The organism is Ectobacillus panaciterrae DSM 19096 (assembly GCF_000430785.1).
Taxonomy (GTDB): domain Bacteria; phylum Bacillota; class Bacilli; order Bacillales; family Bacillaceae_G; genus Ectobacillus; species Ectobacillus panaciterrae.
The window spans coordinates 56,507-71,518 of record NZ_AUMR01000013.1; the positions used below are offsets into that span (position 1 = coordinate 56,507).

The window sequence follows — 15,012 nt, forward strand, 5'->3', positions numbered from 1 at the left end:
AAGGGGGGGAACGAGATGCCAAATGTTTTAAGTGCTGAAAGTGTGGAGCACATTGCTAAGCTAGCCTATCAAACGGTCAAGGTGAAAAAAGGAACGTATTTGTTCCAGGAAGGACAGGATGGGGATAGATTTTTCGTTGTACTGAAAGGGAAATTTCAAATCAACAAGCTGTCCGGAGACGGAAAGCAGCTTTGTCTTAGACTATGCGGCGCCCATTCGATTATGGGAGAGTTGATGGTCTTCTCAGATAATGGAAAATACTTATTCAGCGCTTTGGCACTCGAAGACAGCGAAGTGCTCGTTATCAAAAATGAAGCGATTGAACGAGAAGTGACAGCAAATCCGAAATTTGCAGTAGAGTTTATGAAGGTGCTGACAGAGCATATCCGCAAGCAGCATACGAAATTTCGAGATCTCGTCCTGTACGGAAAAAAGGGTGCGCTATACTCCACTTTGATTCGCATGTCCAATAGCTACGGGGTGAAAACAGAAGCCGGTATCTTGTTAAATGCACAAGTGACAAACCAAGATTTGGCGAATTTCAGCTCTACGACACGAGAGAGTGTCAATCGCGCTTTAAACGATTTAAAACAGATGGGCATTCTTTCATTTCAAGGCCGGAAAATCATGATCCATGATTTAGATTACTTGAAAAGTGCAATCAATTGTGAAAATTGCCCTGTGTCCTACTGTAATATCGAGTAAGCAGCTATCATGCGATAGCTGTTTTTTGCAGTTGGCGGGATTATTACTCAAACTGGTCGAATTATTGTTATAGTTGGCCGGATTATCCTCTAAATTGGCCGAATTATTTCTCGTCCAAGCTGCTTCTATCTTCCCATGGAAAGAAGATGGGGGAAGTGGAATTGTTTCCGCTGTTCCTTCTCCTCTAATGACGCTCATCTCTTTTCTTTAAACGACTGCGCACTCTTCCTTCAATCAACAATTACAAATCAACAGTTAAGAGATTTTTTACACCTGTCCTCAGATTCAGTCGCAAAAAAATTGCTGATTGCAATGGATATGCCTTATACAGGCACAACGAAGGCAAGAAAATATCATCTGTCAATCGAAGAATGAATTACGTTTTTTCTATACCAGTCTATTTTGCTGTCTAACTCTAAGGTTCTGCACCTAAGCGAGCCGATTCCACTTTTCTTAAGTGTCATAACATTGTCAAATGTATTTGTGATGTGCGTCACACTTAATTTTTGAACCTGATTTTATAATGAAGACAGTGAAGAGTTAGAGAAGGAGGGAACGTAATGGATATGATAGAGCGCAGGTTTTATTCAAAAGCGCGCTTTTATTCGTTTCTCATCACAATTGTTCTTGTATGTACTGTTTGGTATTCGACAGATCGGTTCGTCCATATTGATTTGGCTACACTCGGTTATCTGCTGTCATCTCTTGTATTTGCCGTTGGCATGACCATCCGCGTCTGCTTTTGGTTTGCCAGACCGGCAACGCATCAAGTGATGAAACGAAGCTTAGAAAATTTAAAGGATACGAAACGCACGAAGCGAAATATCGCTTCTATTTTGAAAACTTTTGTGAATAACATCTTGTTGCAGAAATTTATATTCAAACGCGGTGTATACCGTGGCCTGCAGCATTTTTTAATTGCTTGGGGATGTATTGGTTCTTTTGCTTTCACGTTCGGCTTAACGTTCGGATTGTTTCGGTTCAGCTTAATCGATTCCAACACGTACGGCGTTATTTTCATGAATCATCAGGTGGCGAGAATTCAGGCGCATGGCATTATCGCAGAGTTTATGTACAACTCTTTGAACATCTTTGCCATGATGCTTCTAATTGGGGCGACAATGGCGCTCATCAGACGGACGATTAACAAGGATGTTCGGGTAACGCAGCGTTTCGAGTTTGATATCTTACCGCTGCTTTTATTGCTCGGAGCGGCTGTAACAGGCCTCACCTTAACAGTTTCATATGTATTGCTAGGCGGATTTCTTCATCATTACTTAACCCTTGTTCATCAAGTTTCTGTTGTTATCTTTCTCGTATATTTCCCATTCGGCAAGCTGTTCCACGTGCCGATTCGTCCGCTGGCGACAGCGGTTCCGATGAATTATCAGGAAGTGGTGAAGGTGGATACGAGAGCATGTAAAGGCTGCAAGAATGCGTACAGCAACGATGCTCAAATTTCGGATGTAAAAGAAATACTTGCGGTGCAGCAATTCGATTTGCAGCTAGCGGACGGTTCCTACTTGGCTGATTATTGTCCATCATGCCGAAGACGCATGCGTGTTATGAAGCAATTGAATATGGAGGGGCCAAAGGGGAATCCATACGATCCAATTCAAACTATGAACGGCATTCATATTCCTGGATTCGGTCAAAAGCGCTCCGACGATTTTTATGAAGCAAAAAAAGAAGAGCAGTTAGTAACGACAAGAGGATGAGGTGAAAACGATGAGTCAGTTTATAACGAAAGAAGGAGTCAAAAATTTGCATAAGCCCGGTGAAAAGCTTGTTACTACACATTGTTGCTATTGCGGGATGCAGTGTGGGATGCACATCCGGGTAGAAGAAAAAACAGGCAGAATTGCAGGTGTGGAGCCACGTTACGATTGGCCTGTGACAAAAGGGAAGATGTGCCCGAAAGGTGTAACAGCATACCAAACAATTGAGCATCCCGACCGAATTTTAAAGCCTTTAATTAAAAGAAACGGACAATTTCATGAAGCTTCTTGGGATGAAGCATTAAGCTATATTGCGGAAAACTTTCAGCGTATTCAGCGTGATTATGGAAAGGATGCTGTTGGCGTATTCGGCGGTGTGTCCATGACGAATGAAAAATGCTATCTCGTAGGCAAATATGCGCGTGTGGGACTAGGAACGCGCTATATCGACTATAACGGACGTTTTTGTATGAGTTCAGCTGCAGGGGGCATGCTCAAAACGTTCGGTATTGACCGCGGTATGACACTTCCAGTTCCAGATCTTGAGCATACGGATTGTTTTTTCCTTGCAGGTTCGAATTCTGCGGAATGCCATCCGACAAGCACACAATGGTTCTGGAAGGCAAAGGATAAAGGCGCAAAGCTGATTGTAGCCGATCCTCGCGAGGTGCCGATTGCACGCGTAGCAGATGTGCACTTGGATTTGAAGCCCGGTACGGATTCAGCGCTCGCAGCAGGGATGATTCATCTTCTTATTAGAGAAGGATATGTAGATTATAAATATGTCGAAGAACGCTGCAATAATTTTGAAGAATTAAAAGCATCTGTTGAGTATTGTACACCGGAGTACACTTCCATGATAACGGGAATAGCTGTTGAAAAGCTCATCAAGGCAGCTCATATTTTCGGTCAGTCTCCTCGTTCCGTCGTGATGTTTGCGCGCGGCGTCGAACAGCAATCCAAAGGTGTCGAGAACGTACAGATGTATATTACGATGTCGCTGCTTCGCGGCATGGTCGGCAAATTCGCGTCCGGCTGCGGAACATTTACAGGACAAGGCAATGGTCAAGGCGGACGGGAGCACGGTCAAAAAGCGGATTTGCTGCCGGGATATCGAAAGTTAACCGATCCAGAGGCTGTTAAATACGTATCGAGCGTATGGGGTATTCAGCCTGAGGAAATGCCGAAGCCGGGTGTATCTGCATATGAAATGTTCGATTTAATGCATAACGGAACGATCCGTGCGATGCACGTTATGTGCAGCAACCCTGCGGTATCGGCTCCAAACACGAATCACGTTTGGAAAGCCTTTGAAAAACTTGATTTCATGGTCGTAAGCGACTTCTTCATGTCAGAAACAGCGGAATTTGCCGATGTTGTTCTTCCTGCCACTTCTTGGGCGGAAGATGACGGCACTACGACCAATTTAGAAGGCCGCGTCATCCGCATCCGCAAAGTACGCGACTCGCTCGGCGAAAGCAAGTCAGACTGGGAAATCATGCAGCTCATCGCAGAGCGCATGGGCAAAGGCAAGTTTTTCCCTTACAAGGATGCGCATGAAATTTTCGAGGAATTCCGCGTGGCATCTAAGGGGGGCCCAGCCGACTATTACGGCGTAACTTGGGAGCGTATCGATAAAGAGGATGGGGTATTCTGGCCATGTCCATCTGAAGATCATCCAGGCAGCCCAACAATGTTTAAAGAACGCTTCAACAACCCAGATGGCAAAGCGAACTTAGGTATATTCAATTGGAGGGAGCCAGGAGAAGTACCGACAGCGGAGTATCCGCACATACTTACAACAGGCCGTGTTGTGTTCCATTACCTTTCAGGAAACCAAACACGCCGCGTTGACTTCTTAATGGAACAATGCCCGCTGCCGTACGCAGAAATGCACCCTGAGCTGGCTGCTCAATATAATTTGCATAACGGTGATAAAGTGAAGCTCGTTACGCGCCGCGGTCATATGGAATTGGATGTTCGTCTTACAAAAACGATTCGAAATGACACGGTATTCGTACCATATCATTGGGGCAAGGAGTTGGCAGTAAATCAGTTAACAAATCCATGTCTTGACCCGATTTCCCGCATGCCGGAGTTTAAAGTGTGCGCTGTGAAGCTGGAAAAGGCATAAGGGGGATACAACCGATGAAAAAAGTGATGTATTTGGAATTTGAACGCTGCATCGGCTGCCGCTCCTGTCAGGCGGCATGCCGGGAGTGCGGCGATCATGAATATAAAGAACGAAATTATGTAGAATACATTGATTTCATGGAAAGCCGGCAAACGTTTCCGATGATGTGCATGCAATGTAAAGATCCGGCATGCGCCCGCGTGTGTCCGGCAAACGCCATTCAGATTACAAAAGAAGGCGTCGTTTTATCGGCTATGGAGGAAAAGTGTATCGGCTGTCGCAATTGTACGTTCGGCTGTCCGTTCGGCATTCCGAAATTCGATTTTGAAGCCAACAAAATGTACAAATGCGATATGTGTTATGACCGTACAAAAGAAGATATTCCTCCGATGTGCGCGTCTGTTTGTCCGAGCGAAGCGATTCGCTTCATTGATTTTGATGAAATGCAGGCGCTGCGCCGCAACCGCGCCCGCATGAATTTAATCGAAGGCAAAAAGCCTTCAGAGGGAAACAAGTGGAATTTCGTTCCTGAATTTTTCGGTGTATATACAGAGTAGTCCTAATCAGAAGGGAGGAAAACGAGATGAGTGAAAAGAAAAAGCGTCATCGTGAAGAAACGGATCATGATATGAGCAATTTAATAGATAATTTAAAGCGAGTGGACGATGTGAAATACAATCGCCGCGCATTCATTAAATCCATGACTGGCGCAACAGTAGCCATCGGAATTGCGACGCTCCCATTTCAAATCGCAGGTGCCATGAAAAAAGAAGATGATCCGACCCATGTGAAAATAATAGAGTTATCCTCCTTGCCGAAAGGAAAATCTGTCACCTTCAGTTATCCGACTGAAAGTGATACGGCTATTTTGGTTCATACTGTAAATGGCGAGCTCGTAGCTTACAACAATAAATGCACGCATTTGCAATGCCCTGTATTTTATGAAAAAGAGCGTGATATTCTTATGTGCCCTTGTCATCGTGGATTTTTCGATATCAAAACAGGTCATCCTGTAGAGGGGCCGCCGCAACGGGAGCTTCCGCTCATCGAACTGGAAGTAAAAAACGGTGTGGTATATGCGGTAGGAAGGAAGTATCGTCATGAGTAAGAAAGGATGGTTCTTCGTTATCTTAGCTGCTTTGATTGTAAATGTCGTTTCCTTGCAATTCACAATTGAAGCGTTCTATGGAAGAGAAGATCACGTTGTTACTAGACAAACTATAATCAGTATCATATGTGTGGTTATCACGCTAATCGCTTACTTTCAATGGAAAAGGCTTGAATATAAAAAATAAGAAGCAAAGGCACGGTTGCCTTTGCTTCTTTGGTTTATAAGAAAAACAGTAGAATAAGTGATGCAAAAAGCGTCTGGCTGCAAAACGATTTAAGGCCACAAATTATGCGCCGAAATGCATGTAGGCAATCTCCGCATCCGGACATTTTTGCTTCAATGCCATAATGAAAGCATTTTTATCCTCCGGCAGGGCAATTGTCACCTGCTTATGCGGATGCAGCATCACTTGAATGCGCAGAAATGTCCAAGCGAAGCCGCTTGCCGGGTCTTTTACGAACCGAATGGCAGTGATGCGTTCCAAATTGATTTGTGACTTAAAGGGACCGAAATGATTCACTAAATGCTCTTCTGTAATTTCGAGATACGAACGGTTCAAAGCCCAAAGCAGGATAGTGCCCGCCGTCACACATACGATTCCTAAGGCGATGCATGCTATCCTGATTAAGCTGCTTCCTCCTGTGCCCAGCACAAGAAGCAAGAGTCCGATTGGAGTCAACGCTATTGATGTACCCGTCAAAGCCGCATGCTTTTTTACCGAGAATTTCATATATACCCCCCTTGGATTGCCGTTATAGGTCAATTCATTTGCGGCCGGATTAACCGCTATATATTAGCCTACAAAATCTCATGTAACAAAAAAAGAGAAGACATCTTTCTTTTTCGTTACAGCTTGTTTACAGAAGAATTTCCTTTCATAAACAAAAAGAGATTCCCGGTATACAAAGCATCCCGTTTTATTTTGCTGTTTTCGGATAAGCAATAAGATGTATGTATCATTTTTCACAGTCGGACGGCCGCATATTCTCAAGTACATCGATGGTCATTCTATGTTGTATATCGCCGTACAAATTCTTAAAAATCATGAGTTCCGTCCGCACATAATGACGCCCGCTCAATAAGAGGTTGCCAAGGTTTCTTCTTTGTACTTCTTCTCATATACCATTTCCATCGCGGAAAGGTACAACTTCGTTTGTGCGATTTTGGTTTCCTGCTTCTCCTCGATTCGCTGTGCATTTGCGTGCTCCACAAAAAGCAAAGCTTCATATATCGGCCTGTGGGCTGCTTGCTCAAGCAGCAGCCACTCGGTTATTCGCCTTAGAGACATGATAAAACCTCCGTTCATTCGCTGTGTGAGGTGCGAATAGAGCGGAGGTTTTATCATAAATTAGGTAATACCCCACTTCAAGTGTGTGAAAGGCGTAGGCAAAAGGTAAGTGGGGGAGATTCATAAGCATATTAGGCTAATAATTCTTCATGAGGTGCTCGAATCACATCCTCATAATGACAAAGCAAATTCTCGAAAATTTGCTCCCAGCTTTGCGACAGAGCATATTCTCTTGCATAAAGTCTCATATGATTGCGTGTTTCGATATCATCGAGAAGCGATTCTACAGAAGCGACAAACTGATCCGCTTGTTTCGGTTCGCATAAGAAGCCTGTTTTCCCGTCAGCTATAATGTTTTTTACGCCGCCCGCATTAGCTCCGACGACCGGGGTGCCGCATGCAAGCGATTCAAGCACCACATTTCCGAACGTTTCGGTCGGAGAAGGAAACACCATGAGGTCAGAAGAAGAATACACTTGTGCAAGTTCTTCCCCTTTTAGATAGCCGGTGAATGTGACGTTTCCCTTGCACGCCTCCTTCAATTCTTCCGCCAGCGGGCCGTCTCCGACAAGCAGCCAGTGGACAGAGTCTTTCCGTTTGGCGTTTACTTGTTTTATGATATGTGTAAGAGTTTCTATATCCTTTTCCGGCGCAATGCGTCCGACGTAAGAGAGAATATGCTGCGCTTTAATGCTGTACTTTTCTCGTACAGCCTGCGCTTCATAATTTGGATGATACAGCGTGCAGTCTACGCCGCGGCTCCAAATGTGAAGGTCGCGAAAACCTTTCCTTTTAAGCTGCTTTAATGTTTCATAGGAAGGGACAAATGTTTTTTGCAGTGAGCTGTGAAACCATATTAAGTAATTCCACAACATCTTCGAGAAAAACTCCATCTTATAGTAGTGCAAGTACGAGTCGAAGTCAGTATGGTAAGAGCCGACGAGAGGAATGTTCAGTTTCTTGGCGTAGTACATTCCACAAAGCCCCATATTGAACGGTGTGGCTACGTGGATAATGTCAGGCTGAAATTGCAGCAGCTCCCGTTTTAAGAAAACGGGATTCGGAATGGCGAGACGGCATTCTGGATACAGCGCAAGCGGAATACTTTTCATCTTCTTGACGTTTGCCATCAAGCTGTCTTCTGCCGTATTTTGAGGTGCGAATACGTAGTGTTCTATATTGTGGTGCTCTAAGTATTGCGTAAAGCGTTCCAGCGTTTTCGCAACCCCGTTTACCTGCGGTGTGAAAGTGTCTGTAAAGATTGCAATTTTCATCCATAAGCCTCCCATCTTTATAAAAGCGGAATGAATTGATAATAGGAAACGATGCCCGTAAGCGTTCCGAGACACATGCCTGCAAGTACGTCGGACGGATAATGAAGACCGAGATAAATGCGGGAAGTACCGACGCTGAGTGCAATGGGAATGAGAAAGAAAGCGAGCGTAGGCGTGTATAGAATAAATGGAATTACAATAGAGAAAATTGCCGTTGTGTGTCCTGAAGGGAAAGAATGATCTTTAAGCGGATTAATAGGATATTTAGTACCGTGAACCATTAAATACGGCCGTTTTCTAGGATAGAGCTTCTTGCAAATTTGAACCGGAATATGACTGATAGTAAGAGAAAGGGCGCTTGCTATAGCAACATCGCGCAATGAGCCTTTGAACAGGAGTATCATAAGAAGGGCAGCGAGAATCGCGAAGGCGGCTCCTCCCAGATGCGTAATACTGCGGAAGTACGCATTTAATGCTTTTCGCTCAAAATGGCGGTTAATCCCTTTTAAAATGTAACACTCTATTTCGTATAAGGCGCTGATTGACTTTGACATCATTCAGCAGCACCTCCCTAATGGAAATATATTTGGAATTGTATTTATATTTTAATAAGAGTTTGTTGAGTCAGTGATAAGAAATTGTAAAGAGCAGTCTAAGGAAATGTAAAAAAACAGCAAGTAAAACAGGAAAAGCCCTGTTTTACTTGCTGCTTTGCAATCCTTTATAATATTGTCCTTTTTCTACATATTCGCGGCGGATACGCGCCATGTCCTGCAGGTCCTCTTCAGTCAATTCGCGGACTACCTTCGCAGGGCGCCCAAACGCCAATGTATTCGGCGGGATTTTTTTGCCTTGGGCCACAAGGCTGCCGGCGCCGATAAATGCGCCTTCTCCAATTTCGGCACCATCAAGAACGATGGAGCCCATCCCGATTAAAGCGTTCTTGCGAATCGTACAGCTATGTAAAATAACTTGATGGCCAACTGTAACGTCATCTTCTAGAATGAGCGGATATTTAGGACTTTGGTGGAGCGTGCATTGATCCTGCACATTAACACGATCGCCGATCATCGTCGGAGAAACATCGCCGCGAATGACTGTGTTGAACCAAATGCTCGATTGCTCGCCGATCGTTACGTCGCCAGTAACGGTAACATAATCGGCGATGAAGGCACTGTCCGCAATGCGGGGGGTTTTGTCTTTGAACGGATATAACATAAAGAAAACCGCCTTTCATTTAAATTATTCTTAGTGTAGCATATACAGGAAAATAATAGGGGGATTTATCATGCGGAAACGGGAAGCAGAAGAAGCGAAAGCGGCGATAGTTATCGTTCACGGGGCCATGGAGCATCACGGCCGCTATTTGCCGCTTGCGGATATGTGGACGTCAAAAGGTTATCATGTTGTGATGGGAGACTTGCCCGGCCACGGTACCACCTCAAGAAGACGAGGGCATATCAATCATTTTGATGAGTATATAGAAGAAGTAAAAGTGTGGATTAAAGAAGCACAAGCGTATAAATTGCCGCTTTTTCTGCTCGGACATAGCATGGGAGGGCTCATTGTTATTCGGACACTGCAGGAAACGGGAATGGAAGTGGACGGAGTGATCTTGAGTTCACCTTGCTTAGGTGTATTATCGCAGCCGCCTGTTTATTTAAGAGTTGCATCCAAAGTGCTCAACGTTGTAGCGCCGAAACTGTTGGTGGCTTCTAATTTAACAGTGGAAATGGCGACGCGCAACAAAGAAATTCGAGATGCAATGGAGAACGATTCGTTATATCTGCGAAAAGTGTCGGTAAGATGGTATAGTGAATTAGTGAAAGGAATAAAGAACGCTTATAAGCATCAAGATAAATTTCCGAATGTGCCACTTTTGCTGATGCAGGCATGTGAGGATAAAATTGTAGATAAGACAGTAGTGCGAAAGTGGTTCGATCAGCTAAACATTAACGATAAGGCTTACAAAGAATGGGAGAAATGTTATCATGAGCTGTTTAGTGAATACGAGCAAAATGAAGTGTTCGCGCTTGCGTATCATTTCGCGGAAGCACATTTAATGAAGCAGAGGTGATGGATGTGAAAGTACCAACGAACCCTGTTACGCTTATGGCAAAAGTGTATAAGGGGGTCATGCCGCTTGTGCATGAGGAGCTGGCATATTGGGCGGAGCAGGCGAAGCAAATCCCGAATGAAGAACTGCGTAAACAGGCGCTGGCAAGCATTGAGCATAAAACGTTCCATTGCGAAGGCGGCGGCATTCTCTCTCTTCTTGCCGGAGAACATAAGCGTGACAGCATTAAATTTGTTGTAGCTTATCAAACGATCAGCGACTATTTGGATAATCTGTGCGACCGCAGCACATCTTTAGACCCTTATGATTTTGAGGCGCTGCATGAATCCATGCTTCATGCGCTTACACCATCTGCTATGCCCGAGAATTACTACCGATATCGAGATGACCAAGACGACGGCGGATACCTGCATGCGCTTGTTGCGGCATGTCAGGATGTATTGAAAAAAGCGAAGCACTATCCAAAAATTGCACCATCCCTTCATGAGCTTGCTCGTTACTATTGCGACCTGCAAGTACATAAGCATGTAGAGCTTAATGAAAGGGAGAAAAGACTGCAAAGCTGGTTCAACTCGCACAAAGCAAAGCTTCCTGCTATGCGCTGGTTCGAGTTTTCAGCTTGTGCCGGTTCTACGCTGGGCATTTTCTGCCTTGTCGCATATTCTTTTCATAGCGAGCTAAGCGAACTGCACATTATGAAAATCAAAAAAGGCTACTTCCCTTACCTGCAAGGTCTGCACATTTTGCTGGACTATTTCATCGACCAAGAAGAAGACCGTCTCGGCGGCGATTTGAATTTCTGCAGCTATTACCAAAACAGCGAAGAAACGTTAGAGCGATTGAAGCATTTCGTGAAGGAAACGGACCGGAATGTAAAGGAACTGCCGCACGCAAAGTTCCACCGTTTAATCAGCAGGGGCTTGCTAGGCGTATATTTATCCGATAAAAAAGTCAACGAGCAAAAGGATATGCAGAAAATGGCGAAGCGTATTGTGAAATATGGAGGACTTACTTCCTACTTTTTCTATATGAACGGAAGGATGTACCGGAAGAAAGCATAAAAAAGCCTGGATTGCCCAGGCTTTTTATCTTTTTTCAACCGCGATAATAAACGGCGGATTATTTGTTTGATTGATGAACTCGTAACGCAATACGTGCGCATGCTTTTGATCGAGGCCTGTGACAAATTCAATAACTTCATCACGCTCGATTTGTCCTTCCGCATGCCCGTGATAAATGACGAGCACAATGATGCCTTCCGGTGCCATCACTTCAAGCAGCTGTTTGATGGCGGAGATGGTGGAATTCGGCTTTGTTACAATCTCTTTGTCTCCGCCCGGCAAGTAGCCTAAATTGAAGACGGCACCTGTCACTTTACCGTGCGCTTCTAGGGGCAGGCAGTTCAGCAACTCATCATGACTTGCATGAAACAAAGACGCGCGGCTTGCGAGCTTCTGCTCTTCCAGGCGAAGGTTTGTATTTTCGAGCGCTTGCTGTTGAATGTCAAAAGCGAATACTTTGCCGTGGTCTCTAACCAAGTCAGCCAAAAAACAAGTATCATGTCCGTTTCCCATCGTTGCGTCAACTGCATAATCTCCAGGTTGAACGGCCCTTTGAAGCAGCGTACGGGCAAACGGCAAAATGCGTTCCAGCTTCATGATTGTTTCACCGTTTTGGCAAATTTCCCTTGCCAGCTGCCGCGGCGCACAAATTCTGCGTCAATCGCATTCAGAACTTCCCACTTCTTTAAGCTCCACATCGGACCGATCATTAAATCAGGTGGACCGTCGCCTGTAACGCGATGCACAATTACGTCGGACGGAATGATTTCCAGCTGATCTACCACAAGGCTGACATAATCCTCGAGTGACAAAAACTCAAGCATTCCTTTTTCATATTGTTTTACCATCGGCGTTCCTTTCAACAGGTGAAGCAAATGAATTTTAATCCCTTGAATATCGAGCTTCGCAACCTCACGAGCCGTTTCCATCATCATGTCGTAGTTCTCAAGCGGGAGCCCGTCAATGATATGAGAGCAAACGCGAATGTTATGCTTGCGCAGCTTTTCCACGCCCTCCACATATGTTTGATAGTCGTGGGCGCGGTTGATGAGAAGAGCAGTGCGTTCATGAACAGTCTGCAGACCGAGTTCGATCCAGAGGTATGTGCGTTTATTTAGGTCTGCGAGGTATTCTACAACGTCGTCCGGCAAGCAGTCCGGGCGTGTCGCAATCGAAATGCCGACTACGCCTTCTTGCTCTAAAACGGGTTCGAAGGTTTTCTTCAGAACCTCAACAGGAGCATGCGTATTTGTGAAGGCCTGAAAATACGCCATGTACTTGCCGTCCTTCCACTTCTCGTGCATCTTTGTTTTGATTTTATGGAATTGCGTAATCACATCTTCAGCGCTGTTCCCCGCAAAATCACCAGAACCGGCAGCGCTGCAGAATGTACAGCCGCCGAACGCAACGGTGCCGTCTCGGTTCGGACAGTCAAATCCGGCGTCTAACGAAACTTTAAACACTTTTTCGCCGAATTGCTGGCGCAGGTGGTAGTTCCATGTATGGTAACGTTTATTGTCATTTGAATAAATAAATGGATTCTCCATCGTTTCTCTCCTTGTGTAAGCGTATCTATATGAAATATGGACGAATGTCAAATTTCAAAAAGCACATTACATTATAACATTTGCTCATAGAGTTTGCATTGTTGGGGACAATAAATGCGATAAGAACAATGAGGAGGATTCGCATGACAGATCGTTACTCGTTAGATCAATGCATTGATGATGCAGTGCAAGCGATGAAGTGCAGCCAAGAGCAATTGGAACTCGGAATGAGACAAGAACACTACAACGATATGGAATACTCGAATGCGCAATTGCAGCTCGAACAAGCTTCAATTGCTTTAGAAAAAATGATGCACAACGCGAACTCAGAGCAGCGCGAGCGCATCGATCGCACGCTTTCGCAGCTGCGTCATTTGCAGCATCAAATGACTACGACACCTCACTAAAAGAAGGGATGAACAAATATGGCAACGCGTTCTAAAATGAATAATCCAGAGCAAAAAACACAAAACGGGCATAACCAAGAATTTTCAAACGAATTTGATCCTGTAGTGCAGGCTAAACAGAAGAATGCGAAAAAGGGTCAACCGCAGAGATCGAAGCAGTCTAATCAGTGATTAAAAATGAGAAAACCCCTGTATTTCCATAGAGATTCAGGGGTTTATTTATGCGTTTTTTTCCAATCCTTTTCCGTTGCTAAGCACTTCGAAAAGGTCTAAAATCATAATGGTGTTTTTGTGCGATTTTATAGAAATATATAAAAGAATAGAGGGAGAAGGGTGCCGAGAAAAGTATGGTTACTAGTTATCGGAATGATTATCAACGTTACGGGCTCTTCTTTTTTGTGGCCTTTTAACACAATTTATATTCATAATCATCTAGGGAAGTCGCTTTCCGTAGCGGGGATGGCACTTATGATAAATTCGTTGGCAGGTATAATTGGAAATATCGCAGGCGGTATTATGTTCGACAAACTGGGCGGCTATAAGTCTATTTTAAGCGGTATTATCATTACGTTATTTTCTATCGTAGGGCTTGTATTTTTCCATGGATGGCCTTTATATGTTTTATGGCTTGCTTTAATTGGTCTAGGTTCCGGTGTGGTATTCCCATCTATGTATGCGATGATTGGTGCAGTTTGGCCAGAAGGCGGACGACGTGCCTTCAATGCTATGTATGTAGGGCAAAATGTAGGAGTCGCTCTGGGCTCGGCATTTGGAGGACTTGTGGCGTCTTATCGTATTGATTATATTTTTCTTGCAAATCTCGCTTTATACTTTGTTTTCTTTGTAATTGTGTTTATCGGATTCAAAAATATGCAGGTTACAATAAAGAAAAAAGCGGAAATGCAAAAAGAAAAGAAAGTATGGAAGTTGACGCCTTTCTTCAGAGCTTTACTGGTCATGTGCTGTGCATACGCTATTTGCTGGTTTGCTTATGTACAATGGCAAGGTACAATTGCATCGCATATGCAGGATTTGAAAATCAGCTTAAGATCCTACAGTCTACTGTGGACAGTGAATGGAGCTTTAATTGTATTAGCACAGCCTCTTATTTCTGCAATTATACGCAAACTGAACCGCTCTCTAAAACAGCAAATCATCATTGGTACGATCATCTTTATGGTTTCCTTTACGGTTGTAGCACAAGCTGAACAGTTTGAATTGTTTATGACGGGAATGGTTATTTTAACAATCGGAGAAATGTTCGTATGGCCTGCAGTTCCTACTATTGCGAATAACTTAGCGCCGCAAGGGAGAGAGGGTTTTTATCAAGGTGTGGTGAACAGTGCTGCCACTGGCGGAAGAATGTTTGGACCATGGGCCGGCGGTTTGATTGTAGATGCTTTTAATATAGAAGTATTGTTTATGGCGATATTGGCTATGCTGATGATATCTATCGTAGCTGCAAGCATCTACGACCGAAAACTCAAAGCGAAAGAAACAATCGAACAAAAAATTGCAGCATGAATTTTTCCAGGACAGTTTGACGTAACAAACAACATGTTTTAGAATAGACTGTAAGCAATTTATATGTATTAACAACAGTGACAAGGAGTAGTAGCAAACAGAACTGGCTCAGAGAGTTGACGCTTGGTGCAAGTCAATCCACGTTTCGTTGCGAACTCGCCTTGGA

General features: G+C 44.2%; 18 protein-coding genes and 1 other annotated feature (1 of these 19 running past the window's edge). Of the genes, 11 read left to right on the plus strand and 7 right to left on the minus strand.

Annotation, left to right across the window (positions count from 1 at the left end; genetic code table 11):
• Positions 1-15: 15 nt before the first annotated feature.
• The 6 genes from H540_RS0105250 (at position 16) to H540_RS0105275 (ending at position 5,852) form a co-directional block, all read left to right on the plus strand.
• Positions 16-705 carry a Crp/Fnr family transcriptional regulator gene (locus tag H540_RS0105250; protein WP_028399733.1) on the plus strand — a complete coding sequence of 230 codons (690 nt, stop codon included), beginning with the start codon at positions 16-18 and terminating at the stop codon, positions 703-705.
• Positions 706-1,265: 560 nt separating this feature from the next.
• Positions 1,266-2,423: an MFS transporter gene (locus H540_RS29040; RefSeq protein WP_081415021.1), complete on the plus strand. Its 1,158-nt coding sequence runs from the start codon at positions 1,266-1,268 to the stop codon at positions 2,421-2,423.
• 10 nt (positions 2,424-2,433) lie between these two features.
• Positions 2,434-4,557, plus strand: a complete 2,124-nt coding sequence (gene fdhF, locus H540_RS0105260; protein ID WP_028399734.1) for a formate dehydrogenase subunit alpha — start codon at positions 2,434-2,436, stop codon at positions 4,555-4,557.
• 14 nt (positions 4,558-4,571) lie between these two features.
• The gene (locus H540_RS0105265; RefSeq protein ID WP_028399735.1) at positions 4,572-5,114 is read left to right on the plus strand and encodes a 4Fe-4S dicluster domain-containing protein; all 543 of its coding nucleotides are present in this window, start codon (positions 4,572-4,574) and stop codon (positions 5,112-5,114) included.
• A gap of 26 nt (positions 5,115-5,140) precedes the next feature.
• The gene (locus tag H540_RS0105270; protein WP_028399736.1) at positions 5,141-5,665 is read left to right on the plus strand and encodes a Rieske 2Fe-2S domain-containing protein; all 525 of its coding nucleotides are present in this window, start codon (positions 5,141-5,143) and stop codon (positions 5,663-5,665) included.
• Positions 5,658-5,852, plus strand: a complete 195-nt coding sequence (locus tag H540_RS0105275) for a hypothetical protein (RefSeq protein ID WP_028399737.1) — start codon at positions 5,658-5,660, stop codon at positions 5,850-5,852. The genes H540_RS0105270 and H540_RS0105275 overlap by 8 nt, the downstream gene beginning before the upstream one ends.
• Positions 5,853-5,954: 102 nt before the next feature.
• On the opposite strand, the gene H540_RS0105280 is transcribed toward H540_RS0105275, so the two are convergent.
• The 5 genes from H540_RS0105280 to H540_RS0105305 form a co-directional block, all read right to left on the minus strand.
• Positions 5,955-6,398 (minus strand): PH domain-containing protein, encoded by a 444-nt coding sequence (locus tag H540_RS0105280; protein WP_028399738.1) that lies wholly within the window; start codon positions 6,396-6,398, stop codon positions 5,955-5,957.
• 345 nt (positions 6,399-6,743) lie between these two features.
• Positions 6,744-6,956 (minus strand): hypothetical protein, encoded by a 213-nt coding sequence (locus tag H540_RS0105290; protein ID WP_028399740.1) that lies wholly within the window; start codon positions 6,954-6,956, stop codon positions 6,744-6,746.
• Positions 6,957-7,087: 131 nt separating this feature from the next.
• Complete coding sequence (locus H540_RS0105295; RefSeq protein WP_028399741.1) at positions 7,088-8,230, minus strand: glycosyltransferase family 4 protein; 1,143 nt, start codon at positions 8,228-8,230, stop codon at positions 7,088-7,090.
• A gap of 17 nt (positions 8,231-8,247) precedes the next feature.
• On the minus strand, positions 8,248-8,787 hold the full coding sequence (locus H540_RS0105300) for a phosphatase PAP2 family protein (protein WP_028399742.1): 540 nt from the start codon (positions 8,785-8,787) through the stop codon (positions 8,248-8,250).
• 142 nt (positions 8,788-8,929) lie between these two features.
• On the minus strand, positions 8,930-9,448 hold the full coding sequence (locus tag H540_RS0105305) for a gamma carbonic anhydrase (RefSeq protein ID WP_028399743.1): 519 nt from the start codon (positions 9,446-9,448) through the stop codon (positions 8,930-8,932).
• A 70-nt stretch (positions 9,449-9,518) separates the two neighbouring features.
• On the opposite strand from H540_RS0105305, the gene H540_RS0105310 reads away from it, so the two are divergent.
• Both H540_RS0105310 and H540_RS0105315 read left to right on the plus strand, forming a co-directional pair.
• Positions 9,519-10,307 (plus strand): alpha/beta hydrolase, encoded by a 789-nt coding sequence (locus H540_RS0105310; RefSeq protein WP_028399744.1) that lies wholly within the window; start codon positions 9,519-9,521, stop codon positions 10,305-10,307.
• Between the two features lie 5 nt (positions 10,308-10,312).
• Positions 10,313-11,368, plus strand: a complete 1,056-nt coding sequence (locus H540_RS0105315) for a tetraprenyl-beta-curcumene synthase family protein (RefSeq protein WP_028399745.1) — start codon at positions 10,313-10,315, stop codon at positions 11,366-11,368.
• A 24-nt stretch (positions 11,369-11,392) separates the two neighbouring features.
• On the opposite strand, the gene mnmM is transcribed toward H540_RS0105315, so the two are convergent.
• Entirely contained in the window at positions 11,393-11,965 is a 573-nt protein-coding gene (gene mnmM, locus H540_RS0105320) for a tRNA 5-(aminomethyl)-2-thiouridylate-methyltransferase MnmM (protein WP_028399746.1), read from the minus strand.
• A complete protein-coding gene (gene mnmL, locus H540_RS0105325; RefSeq protein WP_028399747.1) occupies positions 11,962-12,915 on the minus strand; it encodes a tRNA modification radical SAM protein MnmL/YtqA in 954 nt (317 codons plus the stop codon). Before mnmL ends, mnmM begins: the two co-directional genes overlap by 4 nt.
• A gap of 143 nt (positions 12,916-13,058) precedes the next feature.
• Here mnmL and H540_RS0105330 point away from each other — a divergent pair, with 143 nt between their 5' ends.
• The 3 genes from H540_RS0105330 to H540_RS0105340 all read left to right on the plus strand — a co-directional run bounded on the left by H540_RS0105330 (position 13,059) and on the right by H540_RS0105340 (position 14,846).
• Positions 13,059-13,322 (plus strand): DUF2524 family protein, encoded by a 264-nt coding sequence (locus tag H540_RS0105330; RefSeq protein WP_028399748.1) that lies wholly within the window; start codon positions 13,059-13,061, stop codon positions 13,320-13,322.
• An 18-nt stretch (positions 13,323-13,340) separates the two neighbouring features.
• Positions 13,341-13,493, plus strand: a complete 153-nt coding sequence (locus H540_RS0105335; RefSeq protein WP_028399749.1) for a hypothetical protein — start codon at positions 13,341-13,343, stop codon at positions 13,491-13,493.
• A gap of 162 nt (positions 13,494-13,655) precedes the next feature.
• Positions 13,656-14,846 (plus strand): MDR family MFS transporter, encoded by a 1,191-nt coding sequence (locus H540_RS0105340; protein WP_028399750.1) that lies wholly within the window; start codon positions 13,656-13,658, stop codon positions 14,844-14,846.
• Between the two features lie 68 nt (positions 14,847-14,914).
• Positions 14,915-15,012: a binding site (T-box leader), on the plus strand; it runs 118 nt beyond the window's last position.